We start from the raw sequence: 16,730 nt of genomic DNA on the forward strand, positions 1-16,730 counted from the left end.
CGTTCTAGCCACTCTCGCGTTTTTTTGCGAGTACCTAACCACTAGCAAGTGCGCAGCACGTCTAGCTTCTGCGCGTCATAACGTAGTTTGCCAGCAGCTAAAAAAAGCAACCGCGCTCAGGGCTCCGTTGATTTAATCAGTGTGGCCAGCATTTTCTGAATCTCATCCAGCTCCTTTCGCCAGTCACAGCCTCGCTCCGTATGGATGTAACCAATTCGCTGACCGATATAAACCTGGGTTTTCAGCTCAGCGAGCGAACCCTTGGCATAGTAGAGAAATTGCCGCTTCTCCTTGAGTGATCCCCGCTCAAACCCCTCAGCGATATTACTGGGTATCGACAAACTACTGCGGGTTATCTGATCCCTGAAACCAAAATCCCGGCAGCGGGAAAGAACGGTATACACCTCACAACTCAATCGACAAGCACGCTTCCATACATCCAGGTCTTCATAACTCATAACAATTCCTTTTGTTGTTTCTGGCAATGAGTCTAGTTCAAAAAAACACGCAGTTCACAATGGGAATCCCATTCGGTAATTAAGTGGCTAGAACGTCGCTGCGCGACTGCTAGTCGCTAGAACGCTGCGCTTGCTAGAAAAAGATAAAACCCACACCCGGCCAATTCACCAGAAGCTTTTAATCTTAGCTTTTCCTAGCAAGCGACGCAGTCGCGTCTAACTCCTAGCAGGAAACAACGTTTCCGTTCTAGCTACTCTCGCGTTTTGTGCGAGCCTCTAGCAAGTGCGAAGCACGTCTAGCGGCCGATCCTTAGAACGTCGCTGCGCGACTGCTAGTCGCTAGAACGCTGCGCTTGCTAGAAAAAGATAAAACCCATACCCGGCCAATTCACCAGAAGCTTTTAATCTTAGCTCTTCCTAGCAAGCGACGCAGTCGCGTCTAACCACTAGCAGGAAACGAAGTTTCCGTTCTAGCCACTCTCGCGTTTTTTGCAAGTACCTAACTCCTAGCAGGAAACGAAGTTTCCGTTCTAGCTACTTAAGCCCCCCGGCGCTATAATATGCGACTATTTTTTTGCACTAATTCAAGCCTTGAGAGCACGGTCATTTAATGGATACCACTTACCAGCCGCACGAGATCGAGAAATCCTGGTACAAAACCTGGGAAGAGAAAGGTTACTTTGCCCCCTCCGGTGAAGGCGAGGCCTACAGCATTATGATCCCGCCGCCGAATGTCACCGGCAGTCTGCATATGGGTCATGCTTTCCAGCACACCATCATGGATGCGCTGATCCGTTATCAGCGGATGAAGGGTAAGAACACACTGTGGCAGGTCGGTACTGACCACGCCGGTATCGCCACCCAGATGGTGGTTGAACGTAAGCTGGCCGCCGAAGAGCAGAAAACCCGCCACGATCTCGGCCGCGATGCCTTTATCGAAAAGATCTGGGAGTGGAAAGCGGAATCCGGTGGCATGATCACCAACCAGATGCGCCGTCTGGGTGACTCCGTTGACTGGCCAAGCGAACGTTTCACCATGGACTCCGGCTTCTACAACGCCGTGCAGGAAGTGTTTATCCGCCTGTATGACGAAGGCCTGATCTACCGTGGCAAACGTCTGGTCAACTGGGACCCGAAACTGCACACCGCGATCTCCGATCTGGAAGTGGAGAACCGCGAAGTGAAAGGTAAGATGTGGTATCTGCGTTACCCGCTGGCGGATGGTGTTAAAACCGCTGCCGGTGATGACTATCTGGTGGTGGGTACCACCCGTCCGGAAACCATGCTGGGTGATACCGGTGTCGCCGTTAACCCGGATGATGAGCGCTTTAAAGACCTGATCGGCAAAGAGATCATCCTGCCGCTGGTTAACCGTCGCATCCCCATTGTCGGCGATGAACACGCCGATATGGAGAAAGGTTCCGGTTGTGTGAAGATCACCCCGGCCCACGACTTCAACGATAATGAAGTAGGCAAGCGCTGCAAGCTGCCGATGATCAACATCCTTACCCTCAACGGCGATATCCGTGATGAGGCCGAGACCTTCAATACCGATGGCAGCGAAAACCACGAGATCGACAAAACCCTGCCGGAAAAATACCGTGGCATGGAGCGTTTCGCCGCCCGTCGCGAGATCGTTGCCGATATGGAAGCCGCCGGTCTGCTGGTGAAGATCGAAGAAAACGCAATGACCATCCCCTACGGTGACCGTGGCGGTGTGGTGATCGAACCGATGCTCACCGACCAGTGGTTTGCCGATGCCAAGACCCTCTCCGGCCCTGCCGTTGAAGCGGTTGAAAACGGTGATATCAAGTTTGTACCGAAGCAGTACGAAAACATGTTCTTCGCCTGGATGCGGGATATTCAGGACTGGTGTATCTCCCGTCAGCTGTGGTGGGGCCACCGGATTCCGGCATTCTACGATAACGAAGGCAATGTCTACGTCGCCAAAGATGCCGATGCTGCACGGGAAAAATATGGCCTGGATCTGGAAACAGAGCTGCGTCAGGACGATGACGTACTGGACACCTGGTTCAGCTCCGGTCTGTGGACCTTCGGCACCCTGGGCTGGCCGGAAAATACCGAGCGTCTGCAGACGTTCCACCCCACCGATGTGCTGGTGACCGGCTTCGATATCATCTTCTTCTGGGTTGCCCGGATGATGATGATGACCATGCATCTGATCAAAGATGAAAACGACAAGCCCCAGGTACCGTTCAAAACCGTTTATGTCACCGGTCTGATCCGGGATGAAAACGGCGACAAGATGTCCAAGTCCAAGGGTAACGTGCTTGATCCGCTGGATATGATCGACGGTATCAGCCTGCCAGAACTGCTGGAGAAACGTACCGGTAATATGATGCAGCCACAACTGGCGGAGAAGATCGCCAAGCGGACCGAAAAGCAGTTTCCTGAGGGAATCGCGGCCCACGGTACCGATGCGATGCGATTCACCCTGGCGGCGCTGGCCTCCACCGGCCGCGACATCAACTGGGATGTGAAGCGTCTGGAAGGTTACCGCAACTTCTGTAACAAACTCTGGAACGCTGCCCGTTATGTGCAGATGAACACCGAGGGTGAAGACTGCGGTCAACTCGCATCAGATAGTGAAATCGAGCTATCTCTGGCCGATCGCTGGATCGCCAGCGAGCTGCAGAAAGTCGAAGCCGAAGTGACCAAACACCTGGACGAATACCGTTTCGATCTGGCGTCCCAGACCCTGTATGACTTCATCTGGAACGAATACTGTGGCTGGTATCTGGAACTGTCCAAACCGGTATTGTGGGATGACAACGCCTCAGCGGAAGCCAAGCGTGGCACCCGCCGCACCCTGGTACGGGTACTGGAAGTGATCCTGCGCCTGACCCACCCGATCATGCCATACATCACCGAAGAGATCTGGCAGTCCATTAAAGGAGTGGCCGGTGTCGACGGTGAGACCATCATGCTGCAACCCTACCCGGTTGCCAATGAAGCGAAACATGATGCCGCCGCTGAAGCCGATATCAACTGGCTGAAAGGCGTTATCACCGGCGTCCGTAACATCCGTGGCGAGATGGGCATCTCACCCGCCAAAGGGTTGGATATCCTGATCAAAAACGGCAGCGCCGACGATAAAACCCGTCTCGAAGCCAACAAAGCCTTCCTCGCCAAACTCGCCTCACTGGCTTCCGTCACCTGGCTCAACCCGGGCGATGAAGAACCGATGTCAGCGGTACAGCTGGTTGGCGATATGCAGGTCCTGGTACCGATGGCTGGCCTGATCGACAAAGACGCCGAACTGGCCCGTCTGAAGAAAGAGATGGACAAGCTGGAGAAAGAAGCCGGACGTCTGGCAGGTAAACTGAGCAACGACAAGTTTGTGGCTAATGCGCCGGAGGCGGTTGTTGCTAAAGAGCGGGAGAAGCTGGCGGAGTATAAGGCTTCGCTGGGGCAGTTGAGTGAGCAGTATGGAAAAATAGAATCCCTCTGAGGATTCTATTTTAAGTAGCTAGAACGTCGCTCCGCGACTCGCTAGACGCGGCTCCGCCGCTTGCTAGTAGCTAGAAAAAGCAAAAAGCCGAGCAGTGATGCTGGGCTTTTTGTATTTATTCAAGCTCAATCAGAATTTATTATCAAACTTTTTTTACTATCCAACCAAATAAAATCAACATTTAAATTACAGATATCACTTTATTTTAGAACCTTTATTATTAAACTCAATCTGCCTCTGCTTCTTAATTTCAATATCAAGAATAGAGCAAACTCTCTGCTTATCCGGCTCAGAAACCTTAAACAAATACAAATGATTCAAAACAATTGTTTGCAAAACTCTTCTCGCAAACATATCACCATTTGTGCTTTTTGATAAATCTGATATTTGATCGAATGGAATTAACCCAGGTAACTCTAAATCAGACGCCACTTTTATCAATTTAAACGCTGTGGTCGAGTTTTCATCAATAACATCATGAATAACAGATCTAAGATTTGTAGAAGCAACTGACGCAGCGGGCTTCATTATGAATGAGGTCGTAACCATCCCAACAATTTCATAAGAAAACATCTCAGCCAATTTTTTTCGTTCAGCAGGATCCAAATCTCCATTTTTGGACCTTAAATATTCTTCTATCTCTATAACCAAGGTATCGTTATTTGTTTCCAAAAATAGATAAAAATCTCTTAAAGCACGCAGCGGCGCATTAAAAATTTCAAACATATAATCTTTTTTATCAGAGTTTCTAATAGTCCCATAATAGCTTTTAAGCATCTGCCCTAGAATATCAATAATTTTAAACATCTTATTCATTTTTGATAAAATATCTAATTCATTCTCACATTCCCTCTCTTTAACATCAAGAGTATCAAGTTTATCTTCTATCTTATCTTTAAACTCACTTTTTTCCATTCTAACATCATCAGGATTTAATTCTTGATATACCATTGAAGCAGTATCACCAACAAATTTACTAATAGATTCCGTATCACCATCAAAGGAAATTGGTAAGTGTTCATCAAATATATTTTTAAGATTTGAAATTATATCAGATACAAGATCTCTATCTTTAGTATGATGTATTGTAAATAAAATTATATTAGAATACTCTTTCATGTAAAGGTGGTTGCAACATTTTGAAACAACACCTTGAATTTCTTCATTACCCACTATGTTTTGAGCTATATACTGCCCCAAAAAGTAATAATATATATATGGATAACAAAATGAGAGCCCGCCGCCATTTTCTATAAGAACTCTAGCGTCAACCAAAATTCTAATTCGTTCATCACATGAAATCTTTGTATATTCTTCTGAATAAACATCTGTGAACTTTTCAATATCACTTCGAGCAACATAATCTGGAGTAGGGTGACTATAGAAGAACCAAGACAACTGGCCTAAATATCCAAAAAACTCATCAAGTTCTTCCAAAGAGACTTTTACTTTCCCAAGGGCCTCAGTTATTAAGTAATGATAATAGTGTCCCAGACCTCCATTATGAAAATCTGATTTATTTCCACTTTCTAAACTTTGAAGTATTGTCAGTATATAAATTGGGATTTTTGGAACTAAATTCTTACCAATAACCGAATTAAGAGTTTTTTCAGCAGAATCAACTCTTACCAACAATTCCTTTTGACTTAAATTATAGTCATCACCTAAAGATCTCCATTTCTTTATTAACTCATACCTTAATTTATTACCAAAGTGACGAATTTTATAGTGCTTAAAATCTGACAAAACCTCAGTACTCTCAGATATTAAAATTTCTCCCACATCCATCAAATCATCTGCAGTAACTATGATCTTATCAAATAAATCAGAAAAATATTCAAGCACTTTTATTTGATATCGATCTGACACCCTCGCTTTATCAAACCCATCAATAAATACTACTCTACTTTCTCTAGAAAGAGATTTATACTCCTGTGAAGAATCGATTCCATACTGATCAGATATAACTTCATCATAAAGTTTCCCCAGGTCTTTTGATGCCACTCTATTTATTTTGCTTGCATCAATAAATAATGGATAATAGCCATTTTCGTAAAACAAAAAATACAGCGACTTAACTAAAGAAGTTTTACCACTTTTCTCACACCCCTTAATAAAAACCTTTTCCTCCTCTTCGATATAATTCAACAATACGGAAGATTTAAAATAGCCTTCACTTTCTATCGAGGTAGAAAACTCTTCAATATCCGGATATACAAAAATATCAGACAATAATAATTTATTTTTATAAGGATGTGAGAAGTTAGCTCCTGGATCAGTTAGCCAAACTATAAATTCATCTTTCAATTTAATTTTATTAGAATTATTAACAGAGGTTTTAGAAAAAATTTTCCTCGCCAAATTAGTATCAACTTTCACATACTTCTCATCATGAAAACTATATTTTTCATATGAAAAAACGTATTCATTTAAATCAATACTCAATACTCCAAATTCAGAAAAGCTAGAATCCCCCGTCTCTTGAAAACAGCAACCTTCAATTAATACTGATGTGCCTTCTCTCGCATCATCTGTTGAAGAAACACTATCAACATGTTCATGACCACTCAAAGTTATATCGCTTAAATTTCTAACTTTAGACCTCAAACTTTGGTACTGTCCCTGCTTAAACCAATTAAGCGGATGATGAAAAACAAAGATTCGCAAATCAAAACTCTCTTCAGCCTTACCATTAAACAAAGAAGGCGGATATATCAACCCTCCCTGCTGTTCACTAATTTGAGACGACCATGAAAAGTTTAACGATTCAAAACAAACTGACTTTCCTTCAAAATTGAAGATATATTTTGACCACAGCTTATTTTCTTCCACTAAACCATCACGAAAAGCATCTCGAAAATTAAAGTATTCATCTTGCACAGCAATACACTGATCAATTATTGCGCTCTTAACATTTGACTCTGGTTCTAGGCTCTTTAAACTATCTATCAAAACATCTCGAACAGGATTATCTGAAAAATCACAATCATGATTTCCAGGGGCGAAAACAAAAGACACATCTCGACTAAAACAGCCTTTAGTTCTATCAATAACTCCATTAAAAAAGGATGCAGCCAACAAATATTGACTCTTATTTCCACTAAATGCAATATCACCTGAAACAACAATCGCACAAGAATCTTTTTTATTCTGATAGCTTCTTACCACATCTGCAAGGCTTTCTACTTTGCTTAATATCCCATCTTTATCCGTTTTAATATGGATATCACTTAAATGAACTATTATTAGAGACATATAAAACCCTATATTTAATAAAAGATTTACACCGGTAAAAGTGTGATAATTTCAAAACAAATGGGGAATTTTAAAAATAGACACACCAATTGGATAAATGGGGTCAGTATAAAACTAGTCACGCCAACTCTCCTTCTGCTTTTAGTCCAGCATCATCTTGTTTCGTCTCTACACCGCCGCCTAGTTCTTTAGCCAACATCATCTTCAACACTTCCGTTTTATAAGCGTATTGCGCGGGGACTCGCAGGAGTGGGAAGTTTGTTTGTTTGCAGATGGTTTTCAGGAGTTCGTCGCGTTTTTGGCGGTGTTTCTGGTTGTGGGTTTTATCGTCGAGTTCGATTGCGGCGACGGGGGTCAGGTCGTCGGTTTTGCAGATAACGAAGTCGAAGTGTTTGGCAGATATCGCGTTAAAGGCTTTTTGCCACTGGCTGCGGTTGCGGCTGGGTTGGGGTTCCAGTAGGTCAGCGACCCGTACTTTGCCGAACAACTGGTAGGTGTCACTGTCTATGGCTTGTAGCAGTACGCCGTAGAAGGAGCGTTCCGCAGGGGTGAATAGCGGGCCTTTTTTTCGATAGCTTAATGCTGAGCTGTCATCTTTAGCAGGTGAACCAGTGCCTTTCAGGTTTTTAAGGAAACCTGCCAGAATAACCACAGCAATTAACAGCAGTAGCGGGAAGAGCAGCGCATCCATATTACATCCATTTCAGTGAGACGCTGTGCGTCTCGTTCCCCGGGTCTTCATGACCAACTGCATGATTGCTGTCGCAATCTGGTAACGAACGAATAGTTATTACCTGAATGTACTCCCAGACAGCATTCCGCTCAAGCCTAAGCCAAAATAAAAACGATTACCTCTCCCCAAAACGAGCATGTGCTTTTTCTTTTCCAGACATCGGACTTCAGACAAGTCACGGAGTGACGTTCGGGCCTCGGCTCTTCCCTAGCAAGCGACGAAGTCGCGTCTAACGACTAGCAAGTCACGCAGTGACGTCTAGCCACTCTCGCGTTCTTTGCGAGCCCTAGCCACTCTCGCGCTTTATGCGAGCACGCGAAGCGACGTTCGAGCCACGGCTCTTTAACTATCCCCTTCGCATGCCTTATCCCGTTCGTAAATATCGATATTTTTCCGGGTGCGGGCGGCTTTTATGGTCAGCATTGAGCATTGCTGGCGCTGCGCGGTGGTTTCATCCATCGGTTCTGAGCGACGGACTTTGGCGACCACCGGCTGGTAGCTGGCGGCGGCGTTGCAGTAGAGGCGTTTATAGTTTGAATAAAGGGCTGCTCTGATGGGCTTCTGTTGCAGAGTCTGACAGGTTTCACGGAAGAACTGACTGGCAGCTTCGGTGCAGGCGGAGTATTCAAGCAGTTTGTTTTTCTGAGGCAGGCAGACGCTGTTGGGGCGAAGCCGCCACATCTGGTATTGAAAACTCACCGGCTGGTCGTGGTAGTCCACATTAACCGATTCAAGCTCAACCCCCATCCCCTCACGCATCGGCTTCAAAATAGCGTAGGACAGTTTCTCGTTAAACTGTACATAGCTATCAATCAACGGATTAGCTGAGACGGCCTGCGGTATAAACAGGCAGCTTATCAGGCTCAGCAAACAATGCTGACGCAATAAATAAGTAGTGTCATGTTTTTTTGAACGATGAACCGCGAGCCAAAAACAGCGATTCTTTAGAGAGGTATCCATGTTGCATCCATTTTAGCGAGACGCGCAGCGTCTCATTCCTTGGGCCGTCCAGACCAACAGCGCTGCACATCGCAGCATGGTAACGGTTGTTATTGTTTAAGCTACCTGCCCGTTGGGCTTTCCACAACGTTTGAAGGTTGATCGGGTGTCGGGTCTGTTTTACTTTCAACGTTTTCAGACCTCTTCTTTTCGGGTTCCCGTATGCAGACCACATAAGTATTCGATACGGTATCGTGCCAGCCTCGGCCGGTTTTACCCAGAAATGAAAACGGTTCGAATGGGACTATCCGGAGGACAGTTCTGCCCAGGATCTGGCCGAAAGTTGGAGGGAGCCCTGTGTCGTTTACTATGCGGGTCCCTGTTACTAGTTTGCCAATAGTGACCCCAAAAAAACCTTCAAAAATAAGGTAATAGATCACCATAACGGTGACCCCAAAGAGGTAATCGGGTATCGAATCAATGTAATCAAGACCGGCATTACCAAAGAGCAGCATTGTGACTGCCCCAATCAGAAAGCCAAGGACAAGCTGCATTAGAAAAATGTCGATGAGGTAATTTAAAAATCGCCGCATTTTGCTGGCAGCAACAGGGATAGTTTCTTCAGCAGGGAGTGTCAGATCTGACTGAGGAGCCGCATAAGGGCTTTGAACTTCTTCCATATTACATCCATTTCAACAAGACGCTATGCGCCTTCGATCCTTGGGTCTTCATGACCAACTGCATGATTGCCGCCGCAATCTGGTAACGAACGAATAGTTATAGCCTGAATCTACTCTCAGACAATACTCTGCTCAACCCCGAAAGCCCACAAAACCACTACCCACCTCCCAAAACGGGGATGGCCTTTTTTCCAGACGTCGGACTTCAGACAAGTCACGGAGTGACATTCGGACCCCGGCTCTTATCTAGCAAGCGACGCAGTCGCGTCTAACCACTAGCAGGAAACGCAGTTTCCGTTCTAGCCACTCTCGCGCTCTTTGCGAGCCTACCCGTTACCAATTGGGTTGTAGTCTACAAATACACAAACTAGAATTGTTACCAAACTGGTTACAGGAGCGAAGCAATGAGCAGAGCACGCAATCGCAGACCCACCCATCCGGGTCAGGTATTACTGAATGATGTGTTGGTTCCCCTAAAAACCAACATCAGTGATGCCGCCCGAAAGCTTGGTGTATCTCGTAAACACCTGTCACTATTCATCAATGGTCATATCCCCTGTTCCAGAGATATGGCCACCCGCCTGGGTAAAGCCACTGATACCAGTATGGAAAGCTGGCTGAACATGCAAACAGCTATTGATGTGTGGGAATCTGAACATGAAGGAATCGATGCAGAGAAATATGCATCCATCGAAAAACTAACCGCATAGGCTATTCAAACGCAGTCTCACATCGCTCTTTCAATCCACGGCTGCTCTCCCATCGGCATGATAGTACCCAGAGGGCATGTAGCGTGCCTCCTACAAAACTTAATCCCGCAGGCTCTTGATTTCCGAGCCACGAACAACGAGCAAGTCGCGAAGCGACGTTCGAGCGACGGCTCTTTCTAACAAGCGACGCAGTCGCGTCTAACCACTAGCAGGAAACGCAGTTTCCGTTCTAGCCACTCTCGCGTTCTTTGCGAGTCCGTTCTAGCCACTCTCGCGCTTTATGCGAGCACGCGAAGCCACCGCTCTTCCAAGCAACTTGTTCCCTCTCTTCCCAAATGCCAGAATACTCCCCTGTTCCTTAATAGTTTAAGTGCCATCCTATGCCATCTATCCGTTTTGAATCTCTAACCGCCACACCTGCAGCCCTGATACTGATGTTTCACGGTGTGGGTGCCAATCCGGAATCATTGCAGCCGCTGGGTGAGTCTCTGCACCAGTACAATCCTGATCTGGAGATCCGGATTCCAGCGGGCTTCTCCCCTTCGACAATCTCTCCTGCAGGGTTTCAGTGGTTTGATGTGATCGGTGTCACCGAGGAGAACCGGCTTGCCAGAGTACAGGAAGCGATGCCTGCATTTAATCGGTTAATTCACGATGAGGCAGCGTCGGCGGGCGTACCACTCGATAAGGTTGTGTTAATGGGTTTTTCACAAGGCACTATTATGTCACTGGAATGGCTGAAACAGAGCAGTGAAGCTGTTGCCGGTATTATCGGCATCGCCGGCCGCTTTGCCGAGTTACCCCAACACGCACCCGCCTGCTCTGCCCCCGACAACCCTCTGCCGGTCTGCCTGATTCATGGTGAAGCCGATCAGGTGATCAGTGTGACCCAGTCACAGCAGAGCCATCAGCACTTATCCGAACTGGGCATCAACAGCGAACTACACCTGCTGCCAGCCACCCCACACACCATCACCCAGACTATGTATCCAATCATCACAAACTTTATCCAGAAGACGATTTGACCACGCGTTTTGATTTTTCTTTTGCTCTTTAGAACGACGGCTCTTTCTAACAAGCGACGCAGTCGCGTCTAACCACTAGCAGGAAACGCAGTTTCCGTTCTAGCCACTCTCGCGCTTTTTGCGAGTTCTAGCCACTCTCGCGCTTTTTGCGAGCTTTCGCCCTTTGCGCGAGCCTAAAACGGTGTTTTCTCAATTTTTTTCAAAAAACCCAGCGCAATCAGTGGAGCCATATAGCTGTTCGGTTTTCTCTCAATCTGGTCGGAGAGAAGCTTGATCATCCCCTCTTTAAAATCCAGTCTGGGATATTCTGATAGCACTTCGGTTAATGTTTTTTTGTGAATATCACGAATCCACAGGGCGGCGACATCCGCCCCGGCACCATAGTGTAACAGTGCAATTTCTGGATCGAGTTTATGAGCAACGCCCACGGTGTTGTGGTGAGCAACCATCTCGTGGACTAAATCGGCTTTTTCGGTGTTGAGCTGATGTTCAATGCAGAATGATCTCGCGGCTTTTGCTCCATCAATCTCAAAAGTGTCTCCGGTATCGAATTTGGGGGTTAATCCAAGGTCATGCATTATCGCGCCAAGAAAAAAAACCTCTTTATCGAAGGGCTGCTTTACCTTGTGCGCCATTGCCACACCAAAAGCGTAGCTTCGCAGGCAGTGGTTAACCAGATGATCCGGGCTGTACTTCATGACCAGCTCTAACGCCTTCTGACAATGTTGAGAGTCGGGCACCTGGTATGCCTCTCTTGCAACATACCGGATCTGCTCACGCGAGATAAATCGACGTGTTCGCTGATAAGCGTGAGTTATATCGGCTGATATAAAACGACAGATCAAACAGGGCTTTGATGGCAAAGCCTTTGTATTTGTGAGTGTCATTGAATCCCCTCTTGTTTTTTTGTACTGATTCGCATAATAATATATTAACAATCTTAAAAACGTGTCAATCACTTATTTCTGGCAGTACTGAATTATGAAAAAACGTGGACGCCCTCCTGGGTATGATCACAACGAGGCTTTGGATAGCGCCATTCAGGTTTTCTGGACGAAAGGCCTTTCAGCCACGTCGTTGGATGATCTGGCGGCTGCAATGAAGATGAACCGCCCCAGTATTTATAATGCGTTTGGGAATAAAACCTCTATTTATCGCAAGACGTTTGCCCGGTTTGTTGCTGAGCTGGGTGAGCAGTTAGATAGGGAGCTGTTCGGTGAACCTGATTTAAACAAAGCGATGAAGCAGTTTTATCGCACAGCTCTGGATACTTATTTTACCGGTACGGCCCCCCTTGGCTGCTTTGTCACCTCTACAGCGGTTGTTGAGGCCGCGGCACATCCAGAGATCAGGGAGGACCTCGAAGTTGTTATTAACAGAATTGACTCCGTGATTGAGAAGCGTCTGCTGGCTGCCCAGCAAGACGGAAGCTGGCCAAAAGATCGCGATGCCAACAATGTAGCTAAACTCCTGCACGCGACATTGCAAAGTCTGGCGGTGAGAGCGAGAGGCGGTGAGTCGCGCACCTCACTGGAAGCTATGTACTCAGGTGCTGTCGATATTCTGTGTTAGCCAATATATGGCTGCTCTTCAGAACACAGTAATCAGGCACGATGCCAATGATTAAACGATGATTTTTATTCGATATTAATGGGGAAATATGATGACCACTGAACTATTTTGGCTGACATTAACCATTGCATTAACGGCAACTCTCTGGATTCCTTACATTGGGAACCGTATCAAGGAGCTCGGACCACCCTCTTTAGCCTGGTTCCCTCTGCCTGATCCGCCACCAAAAGCCCGGTGGGCCGACAGAGCGATGAGGGCACATAATAATGCGGTTGAAAACTTAGTTATTTTTGCGCCTCTGGTGATTCTGGTTCATCTGAGTGGCGTCAGCAGCCATGCGACGGAAACGGCTTGTATGGTCTATTTTTTCACCCGGGTTGGCCATTATGGCTTTAGTATATTTGGCTTTCCTATCCCACTAAGAACAGTCGCCTTTCTGGTCGGCGTTGGTTGTCAGGTGACCTTGCTGTTATCGCTATTATCATAACTCCGAGCGCTTTGCAGAGTGGCCACAACCAACTGATCCCTGAAGAACCTGCGCAGGCTTTTGCTCTTTCGAGCGACGGCTCTTCCCTAGCAAGCGACGCAGTCGCGTCTAACCACTAGCAGGAAACGAAGTTTCCATTCTAGCCACTCTCGCGCTTTATGCGAGCACGCGAAGCGACGTTCGAGCGACGGCTCTTTCTAGCAAGCGACGCAGTCGCGTCTAACCACTAGCAGGAAACGCAGTTTCCGTTCTAGCCACTCTCGCGTTCTTTGCGAGCCCGTTCTGGCCACTCTCGCGCTTTTTGCGAGCTAATTCAGAACTATAATTTTTCATTTCAGGATTCCCCCGCTTCAGATTTTGGCCTACACTGAGATCATGAAGCACGCACTCAGTATTTCCTCATCCAGCGCTATGCGCCACTCCAGACAACGGTGGTTTGCATTATTACTTTTGCTGGTGCTGATGGCGATGCAATCACGTATACAGCTGTTTGAACCGTTAGCTGAACAACTTATTTCAGTTAATGATGGTATTGGCTGTGAGCAGCTCTTGCTGACAGATGTTGATAGTGGCGACCAGCCCTGTGACCTACTGCCTGTTACTGAGACTAACATCGCTCTGCAAAGCCCCGGATTTTTCCCGCTTTCGATTGAAGTCCCCCTAACCTCCAGCGTTCGCTGGACAATCCCATCAACCAGAGCTCCACCCGCTTTTAGCTAATATTCATCGTTTTTATATACCTGATGACAGGTCTTTTTTGAGACAGGATTATGCTATGAATAACTATAACGAACTAAAAACTATTCTGCTGGGTGCTTCCGACCATATCGCACGTCCGGAAGAACTACTTGAATACACGCTGGACACTCCGGCCATCGAAGTGATGACCGACTTTGAAAAGGTTCAGCCATTGATGATGGAACAGGATGTATCCATCGATGAAGCCCGCCAGATGATGCGTAAGGTCCATGTTCGCTCCGTTCTGGTAATCGATAAAGATGAAAACTTTCGTGGTCTGCTGACCATTGCTGATCTTGAAAGCCGTTCGGCCATGAGTATTGCAACCTCTGCCGGTTTGAAACGTCATGATATCTCCATCAAAGAGGTGATGACGCACCGTGAAAAACTGCATGCGATCCCTCTCTCTGAGATAACCCATGCCAGCATCGGCGACCTGTTGCGGACACTACAGCACGCCGGGACCCCGCATATGCTGGTAGTCAATCAGCTGAATCACGAAATTCGTGGCGTCATCTCTTCCAGTGATATTGCCCGCCGGCTGAAAGTGCCAGTGGAGATTTCCAAACGGGCTTCCAATTTCCGTGAAGTGGTGGATGTGCTGTTTGCCGGACGGGATACTTGATAGAGCAGAGGCTAGATCGTCGCTACGCGACTGGCTAGACGCGGCTTCGCCGCTTGTTAGTGGCTAGCAAGAGCATAATAGACAACGCTAAAGATTCGACTTGAGGGGGCTACTGCCCGGGGTGATGTCCGGGCAGTAGAATAACGAGTCTGAATCTACTGGAGTAGACGACTCGTTTATCAAAGCCCGGTATCTCTACCGGGCTTTTTATTCAGTAAATATCGGGTCTGACTATTTAAGCGGCAGAAAAATATCCGTTAACAGGTCACATTCATCCACTTCGTGGATAAAGTTCCGGTATTGGAAAAAGCAGGGATAGTCCCGCAGCTCCTCACCACTATCGGGCAGCCAGTTGCGATACAGGTAATAGATACTCTCATCAATATTATCGTGGCTACCGCGATGTTGAACCACCGCACAGCGACCTCCCGGAATAACCCCGGACTTCACACCAAAGCTATTGTCAGGCACCTCTCCCGCAAAAGAGCCACACACATCGAAACGGAAATCTTCCGGTTTTGTCGTATTGGGGTCACTGTAAGGGACACCAAAGGTTTGACTGGTTTTCACCGGGGACAATCCGGTCTCTTTACGCCAGGCGACAAAGCGACCCACCGTATCTAACACCTGCTCTCTGGGGCCTTTATGCTCAACCAGGGCAACCGGTGTTTCTGTAAAATCCACAATCTCAACATTCATTTTCAGCACGCCTCCTGAAGGCATATCAAACTGGAATTTAGAGTGCCATTCTGGCCACTCCGGTGATGCTCTGAATCCGCTGGGAGATTGTCCAAAGGTTCGTTTAAACGCCCGGGAAAATGCTTCAGGGCTGTCAAACCCCGCTTCATACGCGATATCAATAATCCGCAGCTGCGGCTCGAAGGCTAACCGGAATGAGGCTCGCTTTAAACGCATCAGCTGAATAAAGCGCACCACACTGACGCCGGTAAACGCCGAAAACAGCCGATGGAAGTGGTATTTCGACAGTGCAGCAACGCCGCTCAACTGCTCTATCGATAGCTCAATATCCAGATTCTGATTTATATAATCACACACCCGGCTGATGCGCGGGTCTTCCCTTTTCAGACTCATGCAAACTCCTCGGTATTCATTGCAGGAGAGATGATCGCACTGAGCCGGGACAGAATCCTGATCCCTGTTGCTGAATATTCAGAGCGGTGGCTAATCAGGAGGCTTCACCAGTAAGGGCCGTTGCCAAGCAACCCTCGCACTTACTAGTGGTTAGATATAGCGTTTGGGTCAACACGATCGACCTGCTTTACTCCCTGACAGTAAAGCTGCTGAAGCTCTGGAGCTGGTTGCAGCTGGCTATCGGTTTGCTTCAGCGTTTCACAGGTCTCACGAAAAAAACTACCCGCGGCCTGCATACAGCGCGTAAGTTTAGCCTGACTGCAGAACTTAACCGCATAGCAAACGCTGTCGGGCTGCAGTTGCCAGTTATCATACTCAAAACTCACAATAGAATTATTATATCTCAATATAATACTTTGAGACTTTTGCAACGGTGGTACCGAAGAGGATTGCGGCACCAGAGTCTTTTTGAAGGTATTGAAGCTCTCAAAATATTCAGTGGCGCTTAACGGCGCAGAAAAACAAACGGCCAGAGCACCGCAGGTCAGACTGAGTTTTGCCAGATAAAGAGTGTGTGCAGTGCGTTGACTCAGACGCGTCACCGCCTGCCAAAAATAACCATTGTCAGAGTACATATCCGTTGTAACTCCCTATTGATAAGGCGATCAGCGCCTCATTTCCAAAGGTCTCCATGACCAACAACTGATTGACTGCCTACAATCTGGTGCAGAGTGAGGCCTTAAATTTAGCCCCGCCCCGGGGCAAGCTCAAGATAAAGATTCCAGAATATTACTCAGAATGTGAACAGAAAAAAGTCGTTGCCAGAACGTCGCTACGCGACTGGCTAGCAGTCAGATTAAGCGAAGAACTCGAGAGTGATACTGTGCTTTTATCTGTTCAATAACAAACCAAAGACAAATTTCCCAAATTTGTGGCTCTGCCGG

At 47.0% G+C, this 16,730-nt stretch carries 15 protein-coding genes; 7 read left to right on the forward strand and 8 right to left on the reverse strand.

Annotated elements, in window-relative coordinates:
- Positions 1–116 precede the first annotated feature (116 nt).
- Positions 117–458: a four helix bundle protein gene (locus OCU43_RS18960; protein ID WP_091361187.1), complete on the reverse strand. Its 342-nt coding sequence runs from the start codon at positions 456–458 to the stop codon at positions 117–119.
- A gap of 610 nt (positions 459–1,068) precedes the next feature.
- Here OCU43_RS18960 and OCU43_RS18965 point away from each other — a divergent pair.
- Complete coding sequence (locus OCU43_RS18965) at positions 1,069–3,930, forward strand: valine--tRNA ligase (protein ID WP_091361185.1); 2,862 nt, start codon at positions 1,069–1,071, stop codon at positions 3,928–3,930.
- Between the two features lie 195 nt (positions 3,931–4,125).
- On the opposite strand, the gene OCU43_RS18970 is transcribed toward OCU43_RS18965, so the two are convergent.
- The 4 genes from OCU43_RS18970 to OCU43_RS18985 all read right to left on the reverse strand — a co-directional run bounded on the left by OCU43_RS18970 (position 4,126) and on the right by OCU43_RS18985 (position 9,537).
- Positions 4,126–7,185, reverse strand: coding sequence for an anti-phage protein (locus OCU43_RS18970; RefSeq protein ID WP_091361183.1), 3,060 nt, complete (start codon positions 7,183–7,185; stop codon positions 4,126–4,128).
- A 118-nt stretch (positions 7,186–7,303) separates the two neighbouring features.
- Positions 7,304–7,876, reverse strand: coding sequence for a DUF2726 domain-containing protein (locus OCU43_RS18975; RefSeq protein ID WP_091361181.1), 573 nt, complete (start codon positions 7,874–7,876; stop codon positions 7,304–7,306).
- Positions 7,877–8,260: 384 nt separating this feature from the next.
- Complete coding sequence (locus tag OCU43_RS18980; RefSeq protein WP_139203220.1) at positions 8,261–8,734, reverse strand: hypothetical protein; 474 nt, start codon at positions 8,732–8,734, stop codon at positions 8,261–8,263.
- A gap of 245 nt (positions 8,735–8,979) precedes the next feature.
- Positions 8,980–9,537: an RDD family protein gene (locus tag OCU43_RS18985; RefSeq protein ID WP_091361178.1), complete on the reverse strand. Its 558-nt coding sequence runs from the start codon at positions 9,535–9,537 to the stop codon at positions 8,980–8,982.
- A gap of 404 nt (positions 9,538–9,941) precedes the next feature.
- Between OCU43_RS18985 and OCU43_RS18990 the strand changes: the two genes are divergently transcribed.
- Together OCU43_RS18990 and OCU43_RS18995 are read left to right on the forward strand one after the other, a co-directional pair.
- On the forward strand, positions 9,942–10,247 hold the full coding sequence (locus OCU43_RS18990) for a HigA family addiction module antitoxin (protein ID WP_091361176.1): 306 nt from the start codon (positions 9,942–9,944) through the stop codon (positions 10,245–10,247).
- A gap of 380 nt (positions 10,248–10,627) precedes the next feature.
- Positions 10,628–11,272, forward strand: coding sequence for an alpha/beta hydrolase (locus OCU43_RS18995; RefSeq protein ID WP_091361174.1), 645 nt, complete (start codon positions 10,628–10,630; stop codon positions 11,270–11,272).
- A 173-nt stretch (positions 11,273–11,445) separates the two neighbouring features.
- On the opposite strand, the gene OCU43_RS19000 is transcribed toward OCU43_RS18995, so the two are convergent.
- On the reverse strand, positions 11,446–12,012 hold the full coding sequence (locus tag OCU43_RS19000) for an HD domain-containing protein (RefSeq protein ID WP_217647475.1): 567 nt from the start codon (positions 12,010–12,012) through the stop codon (positions 11,446–11,448).
- Between the two features lie 241 nt (positions 12,013–12,253).
- Between OCU43_RS19000 and OCU43_RS19005 the strand changes: the two genes are divergently transcribed.
- The 4 genes from OCU43_RS19005 to OCU43_RS19020 all read left to right on the forward strand — a co-directional run bounded on the left by OCU43_RS19005 (position 12,254) and on the right by OCU43_RS19020 (position 14,694).
- Complete coding sequence (locus tag OCU43_RS19005) at positions 12,254–12,844, forward strand: TetR/AcrR family transcriptional regulator (RefSeq protein WP_217647474.1); 591 nt, start codon at positions 12,254–12,256, stop codon at positions 12,842–12,844.
- 91 nt (positions 12,845–12,935) lie between these two features.
- On the forward strand, positions 12,936–13,331 hold the full coding sequence (locus tag OCU43_RS19010) for an MAPEG family protein (protein WP_091361168.1): 396 nt from the start codon (positions 12,936–12,938) through the stop codon (positions 13,329–13,331).
- Between the two features lie 375 nt (positions 13,332–13,706).
- Entirely contained in the window at positions 13,707–14,051 is a 345-nt protein-coding gene (locus OCU43_RS19015) for a hypothetical protein (RefSeq protein WP_091361166.1), read from the forward strand.
- A 55-nt stretch (positions 14,052–14,106) separates the two neighbouring features.
- Complete coding sequence (locus tag OCU43_RS19020) at positions 14,107–14,694, forward strand: CBS domain-containing protein (protein WP_091361163.1); 588 nt, start codon at positions 14,107–14,109, stop codon at positions 14,692–14,694.
- A gap of 231 nt (positions 14,695–14,925) precedes the next feature.
- Here the strand turns inward: OCU43_RS19020 and OCU43_RS19025 are convergent, their stop codons facing one another.
- Both OCU43_RS19025 and OCU43_RS19030 read right to left on the reverse strand, forming a co-directional pair.
- The gene (locus OCU43_RS19025) at positions 14,926–15,786 is read right to left on the reverse strand and encodes an AraC family transcriptional regulator (RefSeq protein WP_091361161.1); all 861 of its coding nucleotides are present in this window, start codon (positions 15,784–15,786) and stop codon (positions 14,926–14,928) included.
- A 143-nt stretch (positions 15,787–15,929) separates the two neighbouring features.
- A complete protein-coding gene (locus tag OCU43_RS19030) occupies positions 15,930–16,421 on the reverse strand; it encodes a hypothetical protein (RefSeq protein ID WP_091361159.1) in 492 nt (163 codons plus the stop codon).
- Positions 16,422–16,730: the final 309 nt, after the last annotated feature.

Source organism: Amphritea atlantica, from assembly GCF_024347255.1.
GTDB lineage: Bacteria > Pseudomonadota > Gammaproteobacteria > Pseudomonadales > Balneatricaceae > Amphritea > Amphritea atlantica.